General features: G+C 72.9%; 21 protein-coding genes and 1 tRNA gene. 11 read left to right on the top strand and 11 right to left on the bottom strand.

Annotated features, from left to right (window positions below):
- The first annotated feature begins 115 nt into the window (after window positions 1-115).
- Window positions 116-676, top strand: a complete 561-nt coding sequence (locus LCD35_RS07565; RefSeq protein WP_224957227.1) for an NADPH-dependent FMN reductase — start codon at window positions 116-118, stop codon at window positions 674-676.
- 98 nt (window positions 677-774) lie between these two features.
- Entirely contained in the window at window positions 775-1,263 is a 489-nt protein-coding gene (locus tag LCD35_RS07560) for a Dps family protein (RefSeq protein ID WP_224957229.1), read from the top strand.
- A gap of 118 nt (window positions 1,264-1,381) precedes the next feature.
- Here LCD35_RS07560 and LCD35_RS07555 read toward each other — a convergent pair whose 3' ends face one another.
- A complete protein-coding gene (locus tag LCD35_RS07555) occupies window positions 1,382-2,446 on the bottom strand; it encodes an NADH:flavin oxidoreductase/NADH oxidase (RefSeq protein ID WP_224957231.1) in 1,065 nt (354 codons plus the stop codon).
- A gap of 463 nt (window positions 2,447-2,909) precedes the next feature.
- Here LCD35_RS07555 and LCD35_RS07550 point away from each other — a divergent pair, with 463 nt between their 5' ends.
- On the top strand, window positions 2,910-4,730 hold the full coding sequence (locus LCD35_RS07550) for an ABC transporter ATP-binding protein (protein ID WP_224978022.1): 1,821 nt from the start codon (window positions 2,910-2,912) through the stop codon (window positions 4,728-4,730).
- A gap of 57 nt (window positions 4,731-4,787) precedes the next feature.
- Here LCD35_RS07550 and LCD35_RS07545 read toward each other — a convergent pair whose 3' ends face one another.
- A complete protein-coding gene (locus LCD35_RS07545) occupies window positions 4,788-6,632 on the bottom strand; it encodes a prolyl oligopeptidase family serine peptidase (RefSeq protein ID WP_224957235.1) in 1,845 nt (614 codons plus the stop codon).
- Window positions 6,633-6,765: 133 nt separating this feature from the next.
- Here LCD35_RS07545 and LCD35_RS07540 point away from each other — a divergent pair, with 133 nt between their 5' ends.
- Window positions 6,766-7,773 (top strand): hypothetical protein, encoded by a 1,008-nt coding sequence (locus LCD35_RS07540; protein WP_224966648.1) that lies wholly within the window; start codon window positions 6,766-6,768, stop codon window positions 7,771-7,773.
- A gap of 250 nt (window positions 7,774-8,023) precedes the next feature.
- On the opposite strand, the gene LCD35_RS07535 is transcribed toward LCD35_RS07540, so the two are convergent.
- The 6 genes from LCD35_RS07535 to LCD35_RS07515 all read right to left on the bottom strand — a co-directional run bounded on the left by LCD35_RS07535 (window position 8,024) and on the right by LCD35_RS07515 (window position 14,094).
- Window positions 8,024-8,254, bottom strand: a complete 231-nt coding sequence (locus LCD35_RS07535; protein ID WP_224957239.1) for a hypothetical protein — start codon at window positions 8,252-8,254, stop codon at window positions 8,024-8,026.
- A gap of 690 nt (window positions 8,255-8,944) precedes the next feature.
- Window positions 8,945-9,070 (bottom strand): hypothetical protein, encoded by a 126-nt coding sequence (locus tag LCD35_RS29845; RefSeq protein ID WP_255614516.1) that lies wholly within the window; start codon window positions 9,068-9,070, stop codon window positions 8,945-8,947.
- A 528-nt stretch (window positions 9,071-9,598) separates the two neighbouring features.
- A tRNA-Pro gene (locus tag LCD35_RS07530) sits at window positions 9,599-9,672 on the bottom strand.
- Between the two features lie 49 nt (window positions 9,673-9,721).
- Window positions 9,722-10,660 (bottom strand): metallophosphoesterase, encoded by a 939-nt coding sequence (locus tag LCD35_RS07525; RefSeq protein ID WP_225043956.1) that lies wholly within the window; start codon window positions 10,658-10,660, stop codon window positions 9,722-9,724.
- Window positions 10,661-10,867: 207 nt separating this feature from the next.
- A complete protein-coding gene (locus LCD35_RS07520; RefSeq protein WP_225043954.1) occupies window positions 10,868-11,650 on the bottom strand; it encodes a siderophore-interacting protein in 783 nt (260 codons plus the stop codon).
- Between the two features lie 23 nt (window positions 11,651-11,673).
- Window positions 11,674-14,094, bottom strand: a complete 2,421-nt coding sequence (locus LCD35_RS07515) for a transglycosylase domain-containing protein (RefSeq protein WP_225043953.1) — start codon at window positions 14,092-14,094, stop codon at window positions 11,674-11,676.
- 246 nt (window positions 14,095-14,340) lie between these two features.
- Here LCD35_RS07515 and LCD35_RS07510 point away from each other — a divergent pair, with 246 nt between their 5' ends.
- Window positions 14,341-14,640: a WhiB family transcriptional regulator gene (locus LCD35_RS07510; RefSeq protein WP_184483638.1), complete on the top strand. Its 300-nt coding sequence runs from the start codon at window positions 14,341-14,343 to the stop codon at window positions 14,638-14,640.
- 136 nt (window positions 14,641-14,776) lie between these two features.
- Here the strand turns inward: LCD35_RS07510 and LCD35_RS07505 are convergent, their stop codons facing one another.
- Both LCD35_RS07505 and LCD35_RS07500 read right to left on the bottom strand, forming a co-directional pair.
- Window positions 14,777-15,907, bottom strand: a complete 1,131-nt coding sequence (locus LCD35_RS07505) for an ArsA family ATPase (RefSeq protein ID WP_224957243.1) — start codon at window positions 15,905-15,907, stop codon at window positions 14,777-14,779.
- Window positions 15,904-16,905, bottom strand: coding sequence for an ArsA-related P-loop ATPase (locus LCD35_RS07500; protein WP_225043952.1), 1,002 nt, complete (start codon window positions 16,903-16,905; stop codon window positions 15,904-15,906). Before LCD35_RS07500 ends, LCD35_RS07505 begins: the two co-directional genes overlap by 4 nt.
- Window positions 16,906-17,174: 269 nt before the next feature.
- Between LCD35_RS07500 and LCD35_RS07495 the strand changes: the two genes are divergently transcribed.
- The 4 genes from LCD35_RS07495 to LCD35_RS07480 all read left to right on the top strand — a co-directional run bounded on the left by LCD35_RS07495 (window position 17,175) and on the right by LCD35_RS07480 (window position 20,131).
- On the top strand, window positions 17,175-17,339 hold the full coding sequence (locus tag LCD35_RS07495) for a DUF4177 domain-containing protein (RefSeq protein ID WP_224957245.1): 165 nt from the start codon (window positions 17,175-17,177) through the stop codon (window positions 17,337-17,339).
- Window positions 17,340-17,341: 2 nt separating this feature from the next.
- Complete coding sequence (locus LCD35_RS07490; RefSeq protein ID WP_224957246.1) at window positions 17,342-17,800, top strand: RidA family protein; 459 nt, start codon at window positions 17,342-17,344, stop codon at window positions 17,798-17,800.
- Window positions 17,801-18,185: 385 nt separating this feature from the next.
- Window positions 18,186-18,794 (top strand): hypothetical protein, encoded by a 609-nt coding sequence (locus tag LCD35_RS07485; protein WP_225043951.1) that lies wholly within the window; start codon window positions 18,186-18,188, stop codon window positions 18,792-18,794.
- Window positions 18,795-18,829: 35 nt separating this feature from the next.
- Complete coding sequence (locus LCD35_RS07480; protein WP_225043950.1) at window positions 18,830-20,131, top strand: hypothetical protein; 1,302 nt, start codon at window positions 18,830-18,832, stop codon at window positions 20,129-20,131.
- Between the two features lie 31 nt (window positions 20,132-20,162).
- Here LCD35_RS07480 and LCD35_RS07475 read toward each other — a convergent pair whose 3' ends face one another.
- Window positions 20,163-21,056, bottom strand: coding sequence for a Gfo/Idh/MocA family protein (locus LCD35_RS07475; RefSeq protein ID WP_224957249.1), 894 nt, complete (start codon window positions 21,054-21,056; stop codon window positions 20,163-20,165).
- A 136-nt stretch (window positions 21,057-21,192) separates the two neighbouring features.
- On the opposite strand from LCD35_RS07475, the gene LCD35_RS07470 reads away from it, so the two are divergent.
- Window positions 21,193-22,032 carry an NUDIX domain-containing protein gene (locus tag LCD35_RS07470; RefSeq protein ID WP_224957251.1) on the top strand — a complete coding sequence of 280 codons (840 nt, stop codon included), beginning with the start codon at window positions 21,193-21,195 and terminating at the stop codon, window positions 22,030-22,032.
- Window positions 22,029-22,814 carry an MBL fold metallo-hydrolase gene (locus LCD35_RS07465; protein ID WP_224966652.1) on the top strand — a complete coding sequence of 262 codons (786 nt, stop codon included), beginning with the start codon at window positions 22,029-22,031 and terminating at the stop codon, window positions 22,812-22,814. The genes LCD35_RS07470 and LCD35_RS07465 overlap by 4 nt, the downstream gene beginning before the upstream one ends.
- Window positions 22,815-22,921: the final 107 nt, after the last annotated feature.

The raw sequence follows: 22,921 nt of genomic DNA, 5'->3' as shown, positions 1-22,921 counted from the left end.
GTGACCCGGGACACTGCCGCGGACCTTTGACTTCGAGTTATCTGGAGGTCGTAGCGTGATCGACGTCCGGCTGCGACCGCAGGACACCGCCGGCCCCCGATGAAAGGATCCGAAGATGACCGTGACCGTGGTGGGGATCGGCGGTTCGGTGCGCCCGGACTCCCAGTCCGAGCGCGCGATGCACGCCGTTCTCGCCGGGGCGCGCGAGGCGGGCGCCGAGGTGCGCGCCATCGGCGGCGAGAACCTGGTGCTGCCGTTCTACGACCCGCACTTCACCGACCGCACCGAGGCCGCGCGGGAGCTCGTCGCCGCGCTGCGCGGGGCGGACGGGGTGGTGCTGTCCTCGCCCGGCTACCACGGCACCATCTCCGGCCTGATCAAGAACGCGCTGGACTACGCGGAGGACCTCCGCGCCGACGAGCGCCCCTACCTGGACGGCCGGGCCGTCGGCTGCGTCGGCGCCGCGTACGGCTGGCAGGCGGCGGTGACCACGCTGCAGGCGCTGCGCTCGGTGGTGCACTCGCTGCGCGGCTGGCCGACGCCGCTCGGCGCCGCGGTCAACTCATCGGAGGCCCGGTTCGAACCGGACGGGACCTGCTCCGACCCGAAGCTGGGGAGCACGTTGCGCACCATCGGCACCCAGCTGGTCGAGTTCGCCGAACAGCGCCGCTCCTGACTCCGCACCGCCGATCGGTGATTATCGGGCGGGCTCGGCGGGTAACCACCGGGGGACATGCCCGAACCGACTGCGCACCCGGTGCGAGGAGGTACGCGATGACCGCCACCAAGTCCCCGATCTCCAGCCCGCTCGGCGACTCCGACCAGGACATCACCGGCAAGGCCTTGCAGGGGACCCTGCTGGACATGATCGACCTGCACCTCGTGGCGAAGCAGGCCCATTGGAACGTCGTCGGCCGCTTCTTCCGCGACGTGCACCTCCAGCTGGACGAGCTGGTCTCGGTCGCGCGCGGCTTCGCCGACGACGTCGCGGAGCGCGCCTCCGCGCTGGGCGTCTCCCCGGACGGCCGGGCGTCGACCGTGGCCGAGGCCTCCGGGGTGCCGCGCTTCGAGGCCGGTTGGCGCTCCGACAAGGAGGTCATCGCCGCCATCGTCGACGCGCTGGCGACGGTCATCCGCCGGTTGCGCGGCCGGATCGACGAGACGGACAAGACCGACCTGGTGAGCCAGGACCTGCTGATCGCGATCGCGCAGGAGCTGGAGAAGTCGCACTGGATGTGGCAGGCCCAGCTCGCGGAGTCCTGACCACCCGCACGGCCCGGCCCGGTGCTCGCTCGAACGGAGCGGGCGCCGGGCCGAACCACGTGCGATGAGGGGCCGCCCGCCCCGCCGAGCTCGGCGCCCGGCGGGCACGGGGGCGCGGTCAGGCGCGGCGGGCGCGCACGTACTGCTTCGGCCAGATGTTCTCGGCGTGCAGCTCGTCGGCGGCGTGCAGCGGCCAGTGCGGGTCGCGCAGCAGTTCCCTGCCGAGCAGCACCGCGTCCGCCGAACCGGAGGACACGACCTCCTCGGCCTGCTGCGGTGAGGTGATCAGGCCGACGGCGCCGGTCGGCACCTCCGCCTCCAGCTTGATCTGCCGCGCGAACCGGGTCTGGTAGCCGGAGCCGACCGGGATCCGCGCGTCGGGCACCGCACCGCCGGTGGAGGCGTCGACGAGGTCCACGCCGTGCTCGGCCAGCAGCCGGCTCAGCCGCACGGAGTCGTCGCCGGTCCAGCCGCCCTCGACCCAGTCCGTCGCGGACAGCCGCGCCAGCAGCGGGCGTCCCGCGGGCCACACCTCGCGCACCGCGTCGACGATCTCCAGCAGCAGCCGGACCCGGCCGTCGAAGTCGCCGCCGTAGCGGTCGGTGCGGTCGTTGACCAGCGGCGAGTAGAACTGGTGCGCCAGGTAGCCGTGCGCGAAGTGCAGCTCGACGACCTCGAACCCGGCTTCCGCGGAGCGGCGCGCGGCGTCGGCGAACTGCTGCGGGATCGCGGCGACCTCGTCCTCGGTCAACGCGCGGGGGGCGGCCAGCGCGCCGAAGGCGTTCGACGTGGAGCTGACGGTCTGCCAGCCGCCGTCGGCCGCGGGCAGCGTGCCGTCGCCCTCCCACGGGGCCGTGGTGGAGGCCTTGCGGCCCGCGTGCGCCAGCTGCACGGCCGGGGTGGAGCCCTGCTCGCGCAGGAAGTCGGTGATCCGGCGCCAGGCCGTGACCTGCTCGTCGTTCCACAGCCCGGTGTCGGCGGCGCTGATGCGGCCTTCGGGTGCGACGGCGGTGGCCTCGGCCATGACCAGCCCGGCGCCGCCGACGGCGAACTGGCCGAGGTGCACCAGGTGCCAATCGGTCGGCACCCCGTCCACGGCGGAGTACTGGCACATGGGGGACACCCAGACGCGGTTGCGGATCTCGGTGGCGCCCAGCTTCAACGGGTCGAAGAGATGGCTCATGACCCCCATGACGCAGTTGCACGCGCGGGTATTCCGCGCTGAGCGGAACAACGCGCGAGACGTGGGTCACCCGCGTACCCGCCGCGGCTGGGAGCCCGCTGGGCGGCCGCCGCGCGCTTCCCGGGAATCCGCGACCCCGGCGGAACCTCCGGTTCGCACCCAGTTCGTTCCCAGGGAATTGGCAGCGCATTCGCGTCGATTCCCGCCGAATTGCGCCGGTAGTTTCGTTCATGTCGGCGCCGAACGGCCCGGCGAAATCAGAGAAGAGAATCGACCAGGAGGTCACCATGGGATTCCCCATTCCGGTTCCCGGCAAGCGCCCGCACTTCCCGCGCCCCGAGCAGCCCGCCCCGGGCCGGCCGCAGCAGCCGCGGAAGTGACTCCGCACCGGAGGGTCGGCGGCGTCCGCATCGCCGCCGCCCCTCCGGGCGTTCCGCGCGATCGCGCACTGGAGAGGTGAATCATGACCGCTGCGCCGGGGATCCGCGAGATCTTCGCCCGGTTCCGCCCGCACCTGCGCCCGGAACGGGCCGGATTGCTGGTCGCGGGGGTGCTGCTGGTGGTCGCCGCGCTGGCCGACACCGCGGCGATCTGGATGTTCATGCTGATCACCGATGACGCGCTGGCCGCGGGCAGCCTCGACGCCTTCTGGGCGCCGGGGGCGGCCTGGCTGGGCATCGCGGTGGCCGGCGCGCTCGCCTCGTTCGGCGGGGCCTACCTCTCCGCGCGCGCGGCGGAACGATTCCTCGTGCGATTGCGCGCGCACGTCTTCGCGCACGTCCAACGATTGTCGCCCGATTTCTTCGCGCGCCGGAGAACGGGAGATCTCGTCGCCCGGATGTCCGGTGACGTGGAATCGGTGGAAAGGCTCGTCGCCTCCGGAGTGGTGGAGACGGGAACCGCTCTTTTCGGCGTCGTGCTGTACGCGGGGGCCGCGCTGTACCTGCGCTGGGACCTGGCGCTGCTGTCCTTCGCGCTCGCGCCCGCCTTCTGGCTGGTGGCCCGGAAGTTCTCCGCCGGGATCCGCGACGCCTCCCGGGCCGAGCGCGCCGCGAACGGCGAGATCGCGAGCACCGTCGCGGAGGGCCTCTCGCACGTCGAGCTGGTGCAATCCGCGAACCAGCAGCAACGGCAGGACGCGAAGCTGCACGCCGCCTCGATGCGCTGGTTCCGCGCCAAGCTGGTGGAGGCGCGGCTGTCCTCGACGTACGCGCCGCTGGTCACCGTGGTCGAGACGGTGTGCATCCTGCTGGTCATCGGCGTCGGGGTCTGGGAGATCTCCGCCGACCGCATCACCATCGGCGGGCTGATGGCCTTCGCCGCCTACATCGGCTACCTGTACCCGCCGCTGCAGGACCTGGGCCGCATCACGATGGCGGTCACCGCCGCCCGCGCCGGGGCGGAACGGCTCGTCGAACTGCTCGATGCGCGGCCCGCGGTGGTCGACGCCCCGGACGGCACCGCGCAGCTGCCGCCGGGTGGGCGCCCCGGCCGCGCCGTCGAGTTCGACCGCGTCGCCTTCCGGTACCCGCGGGCGGCGGAGCACGCGCTCCGCGACTTCCGGCTGGCCATCCGGCCGGGCGAGTTCGTGCTGGTCACCGGGCCCAGCGGGGTGGGGAAGTCGACGCTGGCGAAGCTGCTGCTGCGCTTCTACGACCCGGCGGCGGGGCGGGTGCTGCTCGACGGGGTGGACCTCACCCGGCTGCCGCTGCACGTGGTGCGCGACCAGATCGCGTTCGTCCCGCAGGAGGCGGACGTGCTGCACGGCACCGTCGCCGAGAACATCGCCTTCGGCCGCCCGGACGCCACCCCGGCCGAGATCGTCGCCGCCGCGCGGGAGGCCGACGCCGACGAGTTCGTCCGCGCCCTGCCGGAGGGTTACGAGACGGTCCTCGGCGAGCGCGGCGCGCTGCTGTCCGGCGGACAGCGCCGCCGCATCGCCATCGCCCGCGCGGTGCTGCGCCGCACCCCGGTGCTGGTGCTCGACGAACCCACGAACGGCCTGGACGCCGAGTCGAAGGCCAACGTGGTCGCGCCGCTGCGCAAGCTGTCCCGCACCCGCACCACCATCCTGATCAGCCACGACCCGGAACTGGCCGAGCTCGCCGACCGAGTGGTGGTGCTGCGCGGCGGGCGGGTGGCCGAACCCGCGCGCCCGCGGAGCCGCGTGCTCAGCGGCGAGCTGCCCGTCCCGGCGGCCGACGACCGGCCCACCGTGCGGCTGCACCGCCCGTGGCCGGCCGGGCTCACCGATCCGCTCCGCGCCCGTGGTGGCCGCGCGTGAACCGGCTGGGAATCCGCTGAACGCCCGGCCCGCGCGCGGCGGGCCGGGCGGAGCGGATCAGGCGCGGCCCACCGCCCGGCGCGCGAAGTGGATCTCCGCGGCGACCTGGCGCAGGGTCTCCGCCACCACCAGCGAGCCGTGGCCGGCGTCGTAGCGGTAGAACTCGAACGGCACCTCCCGCTGCGCCAGCCGGTCCAGGTAGTTCAGGATCTGCTGGATCGGGCACCGCGGATCGTTGTCCCCGGCCAGCACCAGCACCGGCGCCCGCACCTCGTCCACGTAGGTCAGCGGCGAGCACTCCTCGTAGACCGCGGGCACCTCCTCCGGCGAACCGCCGAACAGCGCCCGGTCGTAGGCGCGCAGCGGCTCCATCTCGTCCGCGTACGCCGAGACGTAGTCGGCGACCGGCACCCCGGCGACACCGCCCGCCCACCGCTCCGGCTGGGTGCCCAGCGCCAGCAGCGTCAGGTAGCCGCCCCAGGACGCCCCGGCGACCACGCTCAGCTCGGGCGTGGTGAGCCCGTCCCGCACCGCCCAGTCGTGCACGTGCGCGACGTCGGCGAGCTCGGTGAGGCCCGGCCTGCCCTCGATCGCGTCCCGCCACGCCGAGCCGTAGCCGGTCGAACCCCGGTAGTTGATCTCGACGACGGCGAAGCCCGCGTCCAGCCACGCCGCCCGGTACGCGGAGAACCGGTCCTCGTCCGCCGCGTGCGGCCCGCCGTGCAGGTTGAACACCGTCGGCACCGGCCCGTCACCCGCGCCCTCCGGCCGGGACACCAGCGCGTGCACCGACTCGTTCGGGCCGTGCGGGACGGGCACGAACACGTCGCGCACCGGCTCGGACCCCGGCGGCCGCTCCCCGGGCGGGGTCAGCAGCACCTCGTCGGTGCCGTCCGCGCGCAGCGTCCGCACCAGCGACGGCGTCGCCGCCGACGACCACGAGTACTCGACCGAGCGGTCCGGGCGCACCGAGGCGCCGCCGACGGTGCCCGCGGGTGTCGCCAGCTCCACCAGCTCGCCCGTCTCCAGGTCGTAGCGGTGCATCGTGGTCCGCGCGTGGTGGGTGTGCGCGATCAGCAGCGCGGTGCCGTCCGGGTACCAGTCCGCGGACACCTCACCGGGCAGGCCGAGGTCGATCTCCCGCTCGGTGTCGGCCAGCACGTCCCAGATCAGCAGTTCTTCCCGTCCGTGCCGCTCGTGCAGCACCAGCAGCCGCGGATCTCCGGCGACCGGCGCGAAGTCCAGCGCGTCCAGCCCCTTCCCCGGCCCGTCCCACTTGTCCGCGACGGTCGCGGCACCGTCCACCCGCAGCACGCGCAGCGCCGGGTGCCTGCTGTCGCCGTGCTCGGAGTGCGACAGCACCAGCAGGCTCTCGTCCCAGGACAGCGCGGACAGGCCACCGTCCTGCTCGTGCTCGTAGACGACCTCCGGGGCTCCGCCGGCGCGGGACACCCACACCGTCACCCCGTCGTCGGTGGACATGCCGACCCCGGTCACCGTCGGCCCGAGCTCCAAGCCGGCCGGATAGCCGGGGTGCGTCCCGGGCAGCGCCGGTTCCGGTTTCCCGCCGCCCGCGGCGAAGTCCTCGCTCACCCAGGAACCGAACTCGTCGCCGTCGGTGTCGTCGAACCACCACACCCGAGCGCCGTCGGCGGACAGCGTGCCGTGGAACGTCCCGTTCGGACGGTCGGTGACCTGGCGGTGCGCACCGGATTCGCGGTCCCACGCGTACAGCTCCCAGGTACCGCTGGCGTTGGAGACGTACAGGCTGCGGCCCGGCGCTTCCCGCGCCCAATCCGGCAGCGACACCCGAGGTGCGCTGAACCGCGCTCGCCACCGGGCCTCCCGCTCGGCGTCGTCGAACAGCTCTTGCGGAATCTTCGCGTCTGGGTACTCGCTCACCCCACGATCCTGCCCGATGCCCCCGACACCGCGCCGCCCCTTCCACTCGCCCGAGGCGGATCACCGGGACCGGGCAACCCCGCACCGCCGCCGCGCGTCACCCGGAGTCGTGGAACAACGCGAGGGAGCTGTGGTGGAACTCGGAACAAGGACCCTGATCGGCCTCGTCGGGCTGGGCGGTGCGCTCGCCGGATCGGTCGTGGCGACCGCCCCCGCGGTGGCCGCCGCCGGACCGGCCGCGCCCGCGGCCTGCGAGATCCGCGAACTCCCGCTGCCGCCCGGCACCACCGAGGGCGGGGTAGCGGGGGCCAGCGCGGACGGGCGGACCGCCGTCGGCCGGGCCGTGGGCCACGACCCGGTGCAGACCGAGGTCGGCGTGGTGTGGCGGGACGGCGAGATCGTGGACCTGCCCGCCGACCTGCCCGATGCGCTGACCGACGTGAACTCCGCCGGGGTCGCGGTCGGCGGAATCTTCGACGAGTACGGCGAACGGCGGCCCTACGTGCTGCGCGACGGCGAGGTCCACGTGCTGCCCGGGCACGTGACGCCGCGCGGCATCAACGACTCCGGCGTGATCGCCGGATTCCGCACCGATGCGGCCGGGGAGCTCCCGGTCGTGTGGAAGCCGGGCTCCGACCAGCCCGTCGACCTGGTCGGGCCGCGCGGCATCGCCACCGACGTCGCGGCGGACGGCACGGTGGTCGGCACCGTCGACGGCGACACCCCCGACGCCCCGACCGTCGGCTACGTCTGGCGGCCGGACGGCACCGGCGCCCCGCTCCCGCGGCCCGCGGGCGTCGCGCCGAACGCGCACCTGGAGGCGACCGGGATCAGCGGGTCGTGGGTGTTCGGCGACGGCCCCGACGGCGCGATCCGCTGGAACCTGGACACGGGGGCGGCCGAGTCGCTGCCCGACACCGTCGCGGGCTCGGGCGCGATCAACGACCGCGGCGTGGGGGCCGCCCCCGCCGGCTCCGGTCAGGACGGCGTTCTGGTCGACGGCGAGCAGCGGACCCAGCTGCCCGGGATGAACGGCTGGCAGGTCGCCCCGCGTTCGATCAGCCCGGACGGAACGGCGCTCACCGGAACCGCGGGGATGCTCAAGGGCCCGTCGAAACCGGTCCGCTGGACCTGCGCCTGATCGACCGGCGGCACCGCGAACCGGCCTCCGACGCGAGAACGGCCGGCCGGGTGCTCCCCGTAGCGGGGAGCACCCGGCCGCCCCGTCCGTGATCGGGTCGAGCACGCCGGTGGTCACCGTCGCGCATCTCCGAAAGGCGCGGCGCACCGCTGGGATGCGCGGGTCCCGTTACCCGTGACCGTTCCGCTCCGCGAATGCGCGGATGGGCGTCGCGAGGTGGGCGAGCACCGGTGTCACGCTTGAAATGTCGTCACCGGTAAGTGGCGACCAAGTAGAAGCCGTCCGACCTCTCCTCGCACTGGTAACCGACGATTCCTTCGTCGCCGCGGTGGTCCTCTCCGGCTTTACCGCACTTCTCCATGCTGTCGTACGGGCCGAATTCCTTGTCGACGTCCGCGAGCGCCGTACCTGCGCCGAGCGCGGCGGTACCGGCACCGGCGGCGCAGAGGACGAGTGCGGAGATGCTCTTGCGAAAACGCATGAAAACTACCTCGTGGATCGACTTCAGTTGCGAGTGACCGTTGGATTCGTCACATCCTGATGCTACGGGTGCGAGAACACCGGAACGGGTGATGACCGAGTCGATTCCGCAGTAGAGGGAAAACCCTCGGCGTTCCCGTGAACGGAAACGGGAGCGGCTGAAAGCGTCGTCCAGTTCAGCGGTCGAGTCCTTTTCCGGGCGATATGCCGGAAGTGCCGTGGAATGTGCGGTGCTGCCGCGGGTCGTCGTCCGCCGGGTACCGCGGGTGCGGCCTGGGGGAGTCGGCGAGCGTCAACTCGGCGCCCGCCTGCGCTGAGCGCGGGCCAGGCCGAGCAGCCGGTGGGCGGCGTGTCACGCCGCTGCCCTTCCAGGCTTCGTTCGGCTCTGTAACAGCATCGAGGTGGGAGGTGGCGGGCCGGATGTTCTAATCTCGCTGCGCCCTGTCCGCAAGCCATGGAAAGAGAGTGTCCGTAGTGGGTATCAAGAGCCTCATCACCGCCGTCGTCACCATTGTCGTTCTGCTGGTGCTGTTCGCGATTCTGGCGGTGATGGGCGTCGTCTCTTGATCGCGTGCGGGTGCCTGCAAACTGCATGGACAGCCGGTTAAGGGCTGGTCCAGCTCGTCATGATCGGCCCTGCCCACCCACGCGCCGTTCTCCGCGCGCCACGGAATTTGCGCACTGCAACGGGCTAGAGCGAGATGTTGCCGTGGATCTCGCCTTCCTGGATCACGGTGCCGGTCACGTTGCCGAGGTTCCGGTTGTGGACGTACCCACCCTTGGTGCCGGCCTTCTGCTCTATCAGGTAGCGGACCATGTCTCCCAGGCGAAGCCGGAGCCCTGTTCGTGCCACGGCCGGACGTACGTCTTCCGAGGCTCAGGCTGGCTGACGTGGCCCGCCGCCGGGGTGTCGACGGGCACCGCATCTCCGTGGTCACCTTGCGTGTAGCGCCGCCGGACCGACGTGTCCGTGTGCCCGATTCGCTCATCGGCCGGCACCGCGGGCGTTCCCCACTCCTCCACGAGGGTCCGGTGGGAAGGGCGCAGACCATGCGGTGTCCGGCCCGGCGCGACCGGCAGCCAGCAGGCAGCAGCCCGCCCTGCGCACCGCGGCCACGTACCGGTACTCCAGGCCAGGATGGGAAACAGCGTTGGACGCGCGGCTCGCCATGTCTCCGCGGTCGCCGGTGACCGTTCTGGACGAGGTTCTGAAGGAGCGCGCGGGGAGCGGCCGGGAGAGCTGATACCAAGATCGTCTCCCGGTCTTCTCCCAAGAGGTGATCCGGAGACGAGAAAAGGGCCTGGCCGGAACTCCTGCTGGAGTCCTGACCAGGCCCTCTACCTGTCGGGGTGGCGGGATTTGAACCCACGACCTCTTCGACCCGAACGAAGCGCGCTCCCAAGCTGCGCCACACCCCGATCACTCAACGGCGAACATCTCGGGTGCTCGTCCGCCGCTGAGCAAAGTCTAGCGGATGTTCGCGCGGGCCCCGGAAGGGGGGTTCCCGAACAGTCCGGTGGCCTTCGGCGCGGCGCCCTGCGAGCGCGGGACCAGCGTCAACAGCGTCGCCTCCGGCGGGCAGGCGAACCGCACCGGCGCGTACGGGGAGGTGCCCAGCCCCGCCGACACGTGCAGGTGCATGTCGCCCCACGTGGACGCGCCGCGCGCCCGCGCCCGGTCCAGCTCGCAGTTCGTCACGATCGGGCCGTAACCGGGAACGCGCAGCTGCCCGCCGTGGGTGTGCCCGGCCAGCACCAGGTCGTACCCGTCGTCGGCGAAGGCGTCCAGCACCCGCGGTTCCGGCGAGTGCGTCAGGCCCAGCCGCAGCTGCGCCTCCTGCGGCGGGTCGCCCGCGATCTTCGAGTACTTGTCCCGCTTCAGGTGCGGGTCGTCCAGTCCGGCCACGTGGATCCGGATCCCGGAGATCTTCACGTCGTGCCAGCGGTGCGTGACGTCCGTCCAGCCGCGTTCGGTCATCGCCGCGCGCAGGTCCCGCCACGGCAGCGGATCGCCGTGGATGCGCTTTGTCTTCGCCGAGGGCAGCAGGTAGCGCGCCGGGTTCTTCGGCTTCGGCCCGTAGTAGTCGTTGCTGCCGAACACGAACACCCCGGGCCGGTCCAGCAGCGACCCCATCGCGCGCAGCGCCGCGGGCACCGCCTGCGGGTGGGCGAGGTTGTCGCCGGTGTTGACCACGAGGTCGGGGGCGAGCTCGTCGAGGGCGGCGACCCAGCGCTGCTTGGACCGCTGGTTCGGCATCATGTGCAGGTCGGAGATGTGCAGGATGCGCAGTTCCGGCGCGCCTTCCGCGAGCACCGGCACGGTGGCGCGGCGCAGCGTCCAGTGCGTTCGTTCGACACCTGCGGCGTAGCCGAAGGTCGCGGCACCCAGTGCGCCGCCGGCGAGCATGATCCGACCGAGCTTGTTCACGTCGCCCAGCCTACGACCGGTGGCGGACCCGCGACGCTCGGGAGGGCACCGCCCGATCACCACCCCAGACCCCCTGAACAGCAGCGGTCCCCTGTCGTTCCCCGTCGGCGGCGAAGCCGCTGAGCAGCGAGCGCGTAGCCAGGCCGACCACCCGCCCCACCGCGGCAGGAGTCGGACGGCAGGCGATCAGGCGGCGGTGGCGTAGCGCCAGTAGGCGAGGGCGTACACCCGGCGCCGGTCCAGGCCGAGCTCCTGCTGGCAGTGCTCCCGGATGACGTGCACGGCCTCGGCTTCGGCGCCCACCCAGACGTCCGGCCGCGGCCCGAGATCCGCCGCCCGCACCGCGTCCGCGAGCACCGAGCCCCGCCCGGCGGGGGCCCCGTCCCGGTGCAGCCAGGTCCACTCCACGTCCGCCGCGGTGCGCACCTCCTGGTGCTCGGCCGCGTCGGCGACCTCGGCGAACACCCGGACCCGGGCCCGCTCGTCCAGTTCCTCGACCATCGCCAGCATCGCGGGCAGCGCCGTCTCGTCGCCGGCCAGCACGAGCCGGTCCGCGGCCGGGTCCGGCCGGTAGGAGGGGCTCGGGCCGACGGCCACGACCTGCGACCCGCTTTCCACGTCGCGGGCCCAGGTCGAGCCGGGGCCGTCGTGGTCGTGCACCACCAGGTCGATCGCGAGCCGCCGCCGCGCCGCGTCGAACCAGCGCACCGTGTACGTGCGCTGCTTCGGCTGCTGCTGCCGCGGCAGCGCGAAGACCTCGGCGCGGTCGCGGCCCAGCGGCATCGGCTGCCCGGGCCGCGGCAGGCAGAGCTTGATCCGCTGGTCGCTGCCGGTGCTGTCGAAGTCGGCGAGCTCGTCGCCGCCGAGCACGACCCGCACCATCCGCGGCGTGATCCGCTCGACCTCGTCCACCCGCAGCAGCCGGTACCGGGACCGCACCCGCCGCGTGCTCGCCTGCGTGTTCGTCACAGCAGCCGAGTGTAGGGAGCCGGTCAGGGCGGGAAGATGCCCGGCGGGATCGGCACGAACGGCGGATCCGGCTGCTGCTCGCCCGGCGGCCGTCCCGGTTCGCCCGGCGCGGGGGGCGGGGGGGGCGAGGGTGTCGGCGCGGTGGACGGCGGCGGCACGTACCCGGTGCTCACCGACAGGGTCACCGTCTCGCCGGGCAGCGCGAAGCCGCGCGGCGTCTGGCTGGTGACCGAGCCCTTGCGGCGTTCGCTGTTGACCGAGCGCTGCTCGACCTTGTAACCGGCCTTCTCCAGGGTGCGCTTGGCCCGCTCGGCGCTGATGCCGACGACGTTGGGCACCTGGAACTCGTCGCCGCCGTTCTCGTAGCGGTCGGTCACCTCGGGGAGCTCCATCGTGGGCAGGCCCTCGTGGATCTTCGTCATGGCTTCGAACCAGGTCCGCGCCGGGACCTTGCCGCCGTAGATGTTGCCGCCGTTGGCCCCGCACAGCGTCGGCGGCGTGCTGTCGCAGATGCCCTGCGGGTTGGTGCCGTCGGAGAAGGTGAGCACCGAGCCGGCGAACTGCGGGGTGGCGCCGATGAACCCGGCGGACTGGTGGGCTTCGGTGGTCCCCGTCTTGCCCGCGATCGGCCGCGACCAGCCCGCGCTGTTCGCGGCGCCGTACGCGGTGCCGCCAGCCTGGTCGTCCTGGCTCATGCCGACGGCCATCGCGTTCGCGAGGCCCTCGTCCACGGCTTGCTCGCACGGATCCTCGGTGATCGAGATCGGGTTCCCGTTGCGGTCGATGATCTGGTCGACCGGCGTCGGCGGGCACCAGGTGCCGCCGCTCATCAGGGTCGCCGAGACGTTCGCCAGCTCCAGCGGGCTGGTGGGCCCGAAGCCGAGCGTGAACGCCCCGATCTTTTTCTCCTTGACCACGTCGGCCATCGACGGCCCGTTGGCGCCGTTCGGGGCGAGCGGGTCGCCCTGGAAGTTCGAGTGCAGCAGCGTCTGCCGCATCCCGAGGCGGGTCGCCATGTCCACCGTCTGGTCCAGCCCCACCCGTTCCTGCAGTGCGACGAAGGCGGTGTTCGGCGAGGTCGCGAGCGCCTTCTGCAAGGTCCGCGGCCCCGGGTTGACGCCTTCGGCGTTGCCGACGGTGTAGGGCGCCGACCCGTTGCGGTACACGGTGGAGGTGTAGTGGCCGGGCGCCTGGATGGTGTTCTGGATCCCCATCCCCTTCTCCAGCGCGGCCGCGGCGGTGAACACCTTGTAGACCGATCCGGCGCCGAACTTCGCGACGCCGCTGGGCAGCGGGTACGAGGTCTGGCCGCGTTCGGCGTCGTTGCCGAAGTCGCGGTTGGCGACCAGCGCCCGCACCTCGTGCTTGTCCTTGCCGGGTTCGACGACGGCCATCACGTTCGCGATGCCCTTGGTGTCGCGCGGCACGTGCTTCTCGGCGGCCTGCTTCGCGGCGTCGGTGGCCTTCTGGTCGAGGGTGGTGCGGATCGTGTAGCCGCCGGTGCGCAGGTCCTGCTCGGCGAACCCGGCGTTCTGCAGGTAGTCGACGACGTACTTGCAGAAGAAGCCGTCGGCGGGCCCGGCGCCCACGCAGTTGTTCGGCAGCGTGTTCAGCGGCGAGACGAGCCCGAGCGGCGCGGCGCGGGCGGCGTCGGCGGTGCGCCGGTCGATCCGGTGCTGCGCCTGCATGGAGTCGATGACGATGTTGCGCCGCAGCGTGGCCTCGTCCGGGTTCGTCGCCGGGTTCAGCGCGCTGGGGCTGTTCACGATGCCCGCCAGCAGCGCGGACTGCGGCACGTCCAGCTCGTCCGGGGTGGTGTTGAAGTAGGTGCGGGCGGCGGCGGCGACCCCGTAGGTCTGGTTCCCGAACGGCACCACGTTCAGGTAGCGGGCGAGGATCTCCTGCTTGCCCAGCCGCTTCTCCAGCTGCAGCGCGATCCGGATCTCCCGCAGCTTGCGCGCCGGGGTCTGCTCGACGGCCTTGGCCTGCTTGACCGGGTCGTCGGCGGCGACCACGTGCACCTGGTAGTTCTTCACGTACTGCTGGGTGAGCGTGGACCCGCCCTGGGCGATCTCGCCGGACATCTGGTTGGTGACGGCCGCGCGCACCGTGCCCGCCCAGTCGACGCCCTCGTGCTCGAAGAACCGGCGGTCTTCGATCGAGGTGATCGCCGCCTTCATCTGGTCGGAGATCTGGTCGGGCGCCGCGGGCGTCCGGTTCTGGTCGAAGAGGTAGGCGATCGGCACCCCGGCCCGGTCGGTGACCGTGGTCACGAGCGGAGGGTCCTGCGTCATCAGCTCGGAGGAGAGGTTGTTCACCGCGTCACCCGCGCGGTTGGACACCACTCCGAGAGCCCCGGCGGCCGGGAAGAGCATCCCGGCGACGAGAACTCCGGCGAGCACACACAGGCCGAAGAGCTTCAGCAAGCTGTCCCGGACACGCACGACGGCAAGACTAAGTGGTTTTACCGACATCAACACGCCGGTGTCAGGCGGTTCCGCCCGATGTGATGAGGGTCAAAGATAACGGAGCGACAACCCTTGTTTGGTTGTGGAACCGAAAGGCTCTAAAGTTCGTCCACGTCCAGCGACAGCATCGTTACGGCGCACCATGCGCCGCGGCATCCGGTGCCGGGGGGCTCCGGACGAAATTCGGTCGCCGACGATCCAGTGAGGAGCTGGGGGAGCCTTATGTTCGAGCAGGGGGACTGGCGGGTTCAGGCAGCATGCCGGGATGAGAATCCGGACCAGTTGTTCGTCAGGGGAGCTGAGCAGCGCAAAGCGCGAATGATCTGCTTCGGCTGCCCGGTGCGGACGGAGTGCCTCGGAGAGGCGCTCGACAACAAGATCGAGTTCGGCGTGTGGGGTGGAATGACCGAGCGGGAGCGGCGCGCGCTGTTGCGCCGCCGTCCGGAAGTCCGCAACTGGCGGGAGCTTCTGGAAGCCGCTCGGGACGACTACGCCGACATCGACGAGTACCAGGTGGGCTGATTAGCCCGTCGTGATCACGGTCCGGGCGGCTCGTTTTTTCGGGCCGCCCGGAAACCCGTTCACTCGTTCAGCGCAATGGCGATCCGACGGATTGTGAGCACCGGATTGCGCATTCTTGCTGCCAGGAATATTTGGATTATTCCGCCGCGAGTCGCCGGCCGATCTCCCGCAAGCCGTCCAGATCGTGCACGTCCGCGGGAAGCGCGGGCACGCCCACCAGCGCCACCTCCGGGTGCGCGCGGGTGAACCGGGCGAGCATCCGCCGCTCCCGGTCGGCCACCGCGACCCGGTCGGCGTGCACCCGCAGCACCGCCGCGGTCAGCGGGGATGTTCCGGCGGCGTCCAGCTGCTCGGCGGCCGACAGCGCGCGGCTGCCCGTCAGCTCCGCGAACACCGGATGGGTGCGGTTGGCGACCAGCCCGGCCAGCGGCATGCCCTCGGCGGTGAGCCGCTCCACGAAGAACGACGCCTCGCGCAGCGCGTCCGGCTCCGGCGCGGCGATCACCACGAAGGACGTGCCGGGGGAGCGCAGCAGCCGGTAGGTGTGGTCGGCGCGCTCCCGGAACCCGCCGAACGTCGAGTCGAAGGCCTGCACGAACGCGGAGGCGTCGGCCAGCAGCTGGCCGCCGATCACCGTGGACACGGCCTTCGAGAACATCCCGAACCCGGCGCCGACGATCTTCCGCAGGCCCTTGCCGCTCGCCTTCGCCGGCGAGGACAGCAGCTTGATCAACCGGCCGTCGAGCACCGTGGACAGCCGCTGCGGCGCGTCCAGGAAGTCCAGCGCGGACCGGCTCGGCGGCGTGTCCACGACGATCAGGTCCCACTCGCCGGAGGCGGCCAGCTGGCCGAGCTTCTCCATCGCCATGTACTCCTGCGTGCCGGAGAACGACGTGGAGATCGTCTGGTAGAAGGGGTTCTCCAGGATCTGCCTGGACCGCTCCTCGCCCGCGTGCGCGAGCACCATGTCGTCGAAGGTGCGCCGCATGTCCAGCATCATCGCGTTCAGGTCGCCGGTGGGCTCGAAGTCGTCGAGCACCACCTGCCGCGGCTGGTTGTCCAGCTCCCGCATGCCCAGCGCCTGCGCGAGCCGCCGCGCCGGATCGATGGTGAGCACCACGGTCTTGCGGCCCCGCTCAGCGGCGCGCACCGCCAGCGCGGCGGCCGTGGTGGTCTTGCCGACGCCGCCGGAGCCGCAGCAGACCACGACGCGGTTCGCCGGATCGTCGAGCAGCCCGTCGACGTCGAGCGCTGCGGGCCTCGTCATCGCGACCTCCCGACGCCGTGCTCGGTGAGGATCTCGGCGAGCTCGTAGAGCTCGGCCACGTCGATCCCGGCGGTCAGCTCGGGCAGCCGCACGCTCGGCAGGTCGGCGGCCGCGAGCCGCTCCTCGGCCTCCTGCTCGGCCCGGGAGCGCACCGCGTGCTCCACGGTCTCCTCGGTGAGCGCGTCCAGCAGCTCGGCGTCCGCGGTCACCCCGGCCGCTTCGAGTCCGGTGCGCAACCGGTCGGCGTCGACCCGGCCTGCCGCGGCGGCGGCCACCGAGCGCGCGGGCAGGTGCCCGGGCCGCACCCGGTTCAGCAGCACCGCGCCGGGGCGCAGCTCGGCCGCGTCCAGCTCGGCGACGGCCTCCAGGGTCTCCCGCACCGGCAGGTCCTCCAGCAGGGTCACCAGGTGCACCGCGGTGTCGCCGGAGTGCAGCAGCCGCACCACGCCCTCGCTCTGGCCGCGGATGGGCCCGACCTTCGCCAGGTCGGCCATGGCGCGGGTGACGTCCAGGAACTTCACGACCCGCCCGGTCGGCGGCGCGTCCAGCACCACCGCGTCGTAGACGTGGCGGCCGTGCTCGTCGGTGCGCCCGACGCACTCCTTGACCTTGCCGGTGAACAGCACGTCCCGGAGACCGGGGGCGAGCGTGGTGGCGAACTCGATGGTGCCCATCCGCTTCAGCGTGCGCCCGGCGAAGCCGAGGTTGTAGAACATCGACAGGTATTCGAGCAGCGCCGGTTCGGCGTCGATGGCCAGCGCCCGCAGCTCACCTCCGCCGGGTGCGGCGGCGATCGTCTCCTCGGCGTAGGGCAGCGGCGCGGTGTCGAAGAGCTGCGCGATGCCCTGCCTGCCCTCGACCTCGACCAGCAGCACGCGGCGGCCCCCGGTCGCCAGCGCCAGCGCCAGCGCGGCGGCGACCGTGGTCTTCCCGGTGCCGCCCTTGCCGCTGACGATGTGCAGCCGAGCGTCGTTGAGTTCGGCGTTCCATCCGGTCACACGATCAGCGTAGGTGGGGTCCGGGGTCGCTGTCTCCCGCACGTAGCAGCCATCTCCAGGTCGCACATCGGTAGTTCTGCGTAGGCGCGGACGCGTGGTGCTCAGGTGCCGCGGCGACCGGGGTCCGCCGGCCTGAGTAGTTCCGCCCGCCGGTGGGCGCGTTCCGGAGGTGGGACGCGGTGGCGGGCCGGGCATGACGCGGACGCGCTCACCCGGGTGAACGCGCCCGCGGGGCAGCGGCGCCCTCGCACCCGGTCGTCTCTACGCTGGTGACCATGACCAAATGGGAGTACGCGACCGTGCCGCTGTTGACCCACGCGACCAAGCAGATCCTGGACCAGTGGGGTGAGGACGGCTGGGAGCTCGTTTCCGTCCTGCCCGGTCCGACCGGTGAGCAGCACGTCGCTTACCTGAAGCGCCCGAAGGAGTCCTGATCGTGGGCGCCTGGAAGCAGCGGCTGGCCGAGCTGGGCATCGAGCTGCCCGCGGTCGCGACCCCGGTCGCGGCCTACGTGCCCGCGGTGCGCAGCGGGTCGCAGGTGTTCACCTCCGGGCAGCTCCCGTTCGCCGGGGGCGAGCTGGCGGCGGTGGGCAAGGTCGGCGCCGAGGTGGACCCGGAGTCGGCGAAGGCGCACGCCCGCACCTGCGCGCTGAACGCGCTGGCCGCGGTGGACGCGCTGGTCGGGCTGGACTCGATCGTGCGGGTCGTGAAGGTCGTCGGTTTCGTGGCGTCCGCGGAGGGCTTCACCGGCCAGCCCGCAGTGATCAACGGCGCTTCGGAGCTGATCGGCGAGATCTTCGGGGAGGCGGGCAGCCACGCCCGGTCCGCGGTCGGCGTCGCCGAGCTCCCGGTGGGAGCTCCGGTCGAGGTGGAGATGATCGTCGAAGTGGCGTGAGCGCCGGTTCCGCCGCGCGGCGGTGTCCGCGGGCGGGCGTCGGTCGTGGAGGGGTCGCGGTGCCGCGCCCCCTCTTCCGCGTTCCGGGCCGGTGCGGGGTGATCTTGGTCCGGGCGCCGGACCGCGTCGCGACCGGCGGCGGGACCGTTTCTCGCCAGGTACGGCCCGCTCCCCGTCTACCAACCAGTACGCTTCGGGCGTCGCTACTTCGGGTGATCAGCAAGCCGTCACCCGAACGGCGGTATGAACACCGGCGAGTGATCGATCGAGCTTGCTCCTCCGCTACTCCGCGCGAGAGAGTGCACCCCGATCGAGTGCTCTCGGCATGAGGGGTGCGGGGGTCGCTCGCACCGGGTGACGAGCGAACGAGCTGGGAGGGGGCGACGTGGCGGTGCGCGAAACGGACCTCTTGTGCCACGAGCTGCTGCTTCGACTTGCCGGGAGGCTGCCGGACCGGCACCTCTGGCGCTACCGGGACTGGCTGGCGGGCGGGGCGGCCGACGTCCTCGCGCGCTCACTGCCCGCGACGCTGCTGCGGGAACGCGTCGCGCTGTCCGACGCCGACCACCGCAGGCTCGCCGAAGCCCTGCTGCCGCTGGGTGCCGACCCGTCCGTGGTGCACGCCGTGCTCCCCGGCGCGGATCCGGACCGCTACAACTTCCGCGCCGAGTCCCACGTGGACGACAAGGGCGACCCGGCGGTGCTGGTCCTCGGCGCCACGCTGCGCGGCAGGCAGGGCGTGCGCGAAACCCGCAGCTCCTGGCGGCACCTGCCGGGAACGCGGCCCAAGCGGATCATCCTGGTGACCGGTTCCGCGGACCCCGTCGAGCTCACCAGCGAACTGCAACGCATCCTGCGCGCGCTCGGGGACTCCGAGCCGTGCGTCGAGGTGCTGCCGCCCGAGGTGGAACCGACCGCCTACCACCGCGCCGCGCTCGCCGAGTCGGCGCTGGTGTGCTCGGGCGCCGACGAACTCGTGAAACATCGTGGCTGACGGTGCCGGTGCAGGCGCCGTAGAAGGAGGCATTCGTGGTGGACGTCGCTGAGGGTGCGGGGCCGGTGGAACGCCTGCACAACCTCCTGCTGGCCCTGACCGGCCGGGTGGACGACGACGCCGTCAATTCGGTTCGCGAGATGCTCGGCATCGGGCAGCTCGACGCGGCCGCCGAGTTCCTGATCGGCTGCCTGCTGGCGGGCCGGATCCCGGTGACCTCGACGGAGCAGTACCACCTGCGCCGCTCGCTTGACGAGGCAGGCTCGCCGCACGCGCCCGCGGACCGGTTGCACGTGGTGGAAGCGGTGCAGGACGAAGGGCACCGGTTCAGCGAGAACCCCGACCAGGACCGCACCGACCACGATCTGGTCGACGCGCTGGCCCCGATCGCGGGTCGCCTGCACGGCGTGCGGGCCCTGTGGTGCACCTGGCGCACCACGCCCGCGGGCGTCACCTACGGCGCGGTGCCGCGGCGGGTGCTGCTCGCCGAGGTCGGCGCGGACGGCTCGGTGACCGCCGCCGGGTACCAGCTGCTGGAGGCGCTGCGGCGCGCCGGCGTGGGCTGCTCGGTGGACGTGTTCACCAGCGGCATGGACCTGCCGCCGTACCACCGCAACGCGCTGGCCACGGCCCGCCGGGTGCACCTCGACCTGGCCGCCCAGGTCGCGATCCCGAACGGTGCGGCGAACCACGCGCGGGCACCGCGCGCCACCGCGGGCAGCAAGGCCGGCGGTGGAGCAGATCTCCCGGGTGAGCCAGCCGCGGGGCCGGGAAGACGCGCCGAGGCCCCGGTTCCTGAGACCGCCTCCCACGACTCGGCACGCCACGACCAGGCACGTCCCGAACCCGTCCGCCCGGAACCGCCGCGGCCCGAACCGGTCCGCGAGCAGGTGCGCCCGGAACCCGCCCGCGAGGAGAAGCCGCCTGCTCGGCAGCAGCCCCGCCCGGAACCGGTCGCGGAACAGCCCCGCCCGAACCGCGAGGAAGCGCCCGTCGCCGCGGAGCAGACGCTGCGCCAGCGCCCGGTGAACCCGGAGGACCTCCAGCAGGACCCGGCCCGGCAGCAGGAGCTGCCGCAGCAGCAGGGCGGTGGGAAGAACACCCGCGTCCCCGCCGCGGTCGACGCCAAGCTCACCGACCGGGAGCGGAACCTGCTGCGCAAGCTGCACGAGGAGCTCGCCCAGCGCGAGCAGGACCGCGGGGGCCCCGCGTCCTCCGGCGAGCAGCAGGCGCAGCCGGTCGGCAACAAGTCCGGTGCGCAGGGCCAGGACTCGTGGAACTCCACGATGCCGGGCTCGGCGACCGGTGGGTTCCCGCCCATCGACAACCCGCGCTGACCGGCCCGGTCGCGGGTGCACCGGGCCGGGTTCAGAGCTCGGCCGCGCGCTGCACGCCGTCCAGCACGCGTTGCAGGTGCAGCCCGCGCCGCACGTCGCACGGGTGCGCCGTGCGGCCGGACCGGATCATCGCCAGGAACTCGTCCAGCAGCTGCGCGTAGCACTCGTGCGCCGCGGTGCGCCTGCCGGTGAGCTGCGACTTCCCGTTGCTGCCGTAGAGGGTGAACTCGACGAGCGCGGGTTGCACCGGCACCCGCAGCGACAGGGTGAGGGTGCTGCTGGCGCCGCTGGCGTGCTCCAGCACCAGCTGCCACATGTCCGACTCGTCCCGGCGCGCGTGGTGCACCCGGGTGATCCGGCCGAGCGCGGCGTCCAGCAGGTCCAGCGCGTGCGGTCCCGCGTCCAGCAGCGCCCCGGTGGTCTCCTGCCGCCACGGCGTGGCCGCGTAGTCCCCGGACAGCAGCCCGCCCGCGATCCACTGCGCGGAACCGCCGGTCCAGCCGCCGAGGTGCCCGAGCCCGGTGAGCCAGTCGCGGACCTCGGGGGCGAACCGGCGGGTCAGCACCAGCAGCGCCGCGACGCCGCTCTGCCGCACCGCCGCCGCCACGGCCTCCGCGGACGGCACGTCCCCGGCGAGCGGTTTCTCCAGCACGAGGTGCTTGCCCTCGCGGGCGGCCTGCACGGCCAGTTCCCCCTGCACCGCGGGGGGAACGGCGAACGCGACGGCGTCCACGGCGTCCAGCAGCGCCTCGTAGTCGTCGGCGACGTCCGCGTCGTAGTGGTAGGCGAGCGCTTTCGCGGTGTCCGGGCGCCGCGACCACACCGCGGCCAGCCGCATCCCGGGGTGCGCGTGCACACCGGGGGCGTGCACGCGCCTCGCCCACGGTCCCGCTCCGACGATGCCGACCCGAAGTGCTCCGCTCATGCGGTCATCGTCCCCGTGTCCGGATCATCGCGCAGACCTCGGGGCCGGAGAAGTGGCCCGGTGGCAGGGGAAACCGCCTTTGTTGATCTTGATCACAGGGGTGATCGGGCGCGCTTCTCCGCTTAAGGTGACCGGCATGGTGCGTTTGCCGGAGGACCTGACGCTGCCCGACGGATTCGTCCTGCCCGAACGGCCCGATCCGCCCGCGACGCCGAAGGACGCCGCCACCGTCGTGCTGCTGCGCGACGGCGACCGCGGGCCGGAGGTGTTCCTGCAGCGCCGCGTCGAGGGCATGCCGTTCGCCGGTGGCATGACCGTGTTCCCCGGCGGCGGCGTGGACCGCAGGGATGCCGACGCCTCGGTGACCTGGAGCGGACCGCCGCCGCGGTGGTGGGCCGAGCGCTTCGAGTGCTCCGAGGACACCGCGCGGGCGCTGGTGTGCGCCGCGGTCCGCGAGACCTTCGAGGAATCCGGGGTGCTGCTGGCCGGTCCCGACGCGGACTCGGTCGTCGACGACACCCGCCCGTACGCGGACGCGCGGCCGAAGCTGGAGTCCCGCGAGCTGTCGCTGGCCGGGTTCCTCGCCGACGCGGGCCTGGTGCTGCGCGCCGACCTGCTGCGGCCGTGGGCGAACTGGGTGACCCCGGAGGAGGAGCCGCGCCGGTACGACACCCGCTTCTTCCTCGCCGCGATGCCGGAGGGGCAGCGCGCTGACGGCGTCACCTCGGAGGCCTCCCGCGCGTACTGGAGCACGCCGGAGGACGCCCTGGAGGACTGGCGGCAGCAGCGCTGCGGCCTGCTCCCGCCGACCTGGGTGACGTTGTCCGAGGTCGGGGCCTGCGGCAGCGTCGCCGCGGCCCTGGACGTGCAGCGCCCGCTCGGCAAGGTGCTCCCGCAGCTGGAACACCGGGACGGCGCGTGGCGCGTGGTGCTGCCCGGCGATCCCGGCTACCGCGGCGAGGAGGAAGGCCGGTGACCCACCCCTCCTACGGCCTGCTGCGGCAGGTGACGCCGTTCGCGTCGGTGCTGCTGGCCGCGAACCCGGGACCGATGACCTTGGACGGCACCAACACCTGGCTGCTCGGCTCGGGACCGGACCGGGTGGTGGTCGACCCGGGCCCCGGGGACGAGCACCTGGAGCGGATCCTGGCGCAGGGTCCGGTGTCGCTGGTCCTGCTCACGCACCACCACTTCGACCACACCGAGTCCGCGGCGGAGCTCGCGGAGCGCGCCGGGGCGCCGGTGCGGGCGCTGGACCCGCAGCTGTGCACGGGCGCGGGCCCGCTGGTCGACGGCGAGGTCGTCGAGGCCTCCGGGGTGCGGCTGACCGTGCTCGCCACGCCCGGCCACACCCGCGACTCGGTGTGCTTCCGCGCGGAGCGCGACGGGCAGGAGGCGGTGCTGACCGGGGACACCATCCTGGGGCGCGGCACCACCGTCGTCGCGCACCCGGACGGGCACCTGGGCTCCTACTTGGCCTCGCTGCGGGCGTTGGCGGCGCTGCCCGCCGGACTGCCCGCGCTGCCCGGCCACGGCCCGGACCTGCCCGACGTGGTCGAGGTGGCGAACGGCTACCTGGCGCACCGCGAGCAGCGGCTCGACCAGATCCGCGAGGTGGTCCGCGCCCGCGGCCCGCAGGTCACCGCCGCCGAGGTGGTGGCGGTCGTCTACGCCGACGTGCCGCCGGAGGTGCGGGAAGCGGCCGCGTGGAGCGTCGCCGCCCAGCTGACCTACCTGGCGGAACGCGGCGAACGCTGACCGCGGGCCCCCCCCCCCGGGGGGGGGGGGGCCCGCGGCCCGCCGGCCCGGGCGGGAGGCCACGGGGGGGTAGGGGGGCCGGGGGCGCCGGCCCCCCCCCGCCCCGG

Source organism: Saccharopolyspora sp. 6V, from assembly GCF_020176785.1.
GTDB classification, from domain to species: Bacteria; Actinomycetota; Actinomycetes; order Mycobacteriales; family Pseudonocardiaceae; genus Saccharopolyspora_C; species Saccharopolyspora_C gregorii.
This window is presented reverse-complemented; position numbering and strand designations above follow the sequence as displayed.

Excerpts from the sequence above, each read along its gene's own strand:
- LCD35_RS07475 (WP_224957249.1), bottom strand. The coding sequence starts at position 21,056 with ATGAGCGGAGCACTTCGGGTCGGCATCGTCGGAGCGGGACCGTGGGCG.
- LCD35_RS07505 (WP_224957243.1), bottom strand. The coding sequence starts at position 15,907 with ATGACGAGGCCCGCAGCGCTCGACGTCGACGGGCTGCTCGACGATCCG.
- LCD35_RS07560 (WP_224957229.1), top strand. The coding sequence starts at position 775 with ATGACCGCCACCAAGTCCCCGATCTCCAGCCCGCTCGGCGACTCCGAC.
- LCD35_RS07550 (WP_224978022.1), top strand. The coding sequence starts at position 2,910 with ATGACCGCTGCGCCGGGGATCCGCGAGATCTTCGCCCGGTTCCGCCCG.
- LCD35_RS07525 (WP_225043956.1), bottom strand. The coding sequence starts at position 10,660 with ATGCTCGCCGGCGGCGCACTGGGTGCCGCGACCTTCGGCTACGCCGCA.
- LCD35_RS07565 (WP_224957227.1), top strand. The coding sequence starts at position 116 with ATGACCGTGACCGTGGTGGGGATCGGCGGTTCGGTGCGCCCGGACTCC.
- LCD35_RS07470 (WP_224957251.1), top strand. The coding sequence starts at position 21,193 with ATGGTGCGTTTGCCGGAGGACCTGACGCTGCCCGACGGATTCGTCCTG.
- LCD35_RS07535 (WP_224957239.1), bottom strand. The coding sequence starts at position 8,254 with ATGCGTTTTCGCAAGAGCATCTCCGCACTCGTCCTCTGCGCCGCCGGT.
- LCD35_RS07555 (WP_224957231.1), bottom strand. The coding sequence starts at position 2,446 with ATGAGCCATCTCTTCGACCCGTTGAAGCTGGGCGCCACCGAGATCCGC.
- LCD35_RS07510 (WP_184483638.1), top strand. The coding sequence starts at position 14,341 with ATGTTCGAGCAGGGGGACTGGCGGGTTCAGGCAGCATGCCGGGATGAG.
- LCD35_RS29845 (WP_255614516.1), bottom strand. The coding sequence starts at position 9,070 with ATGGTCCGCTACCTGATAGAGCAGAAGGCCGGCACCAAGGGTGGGTAC.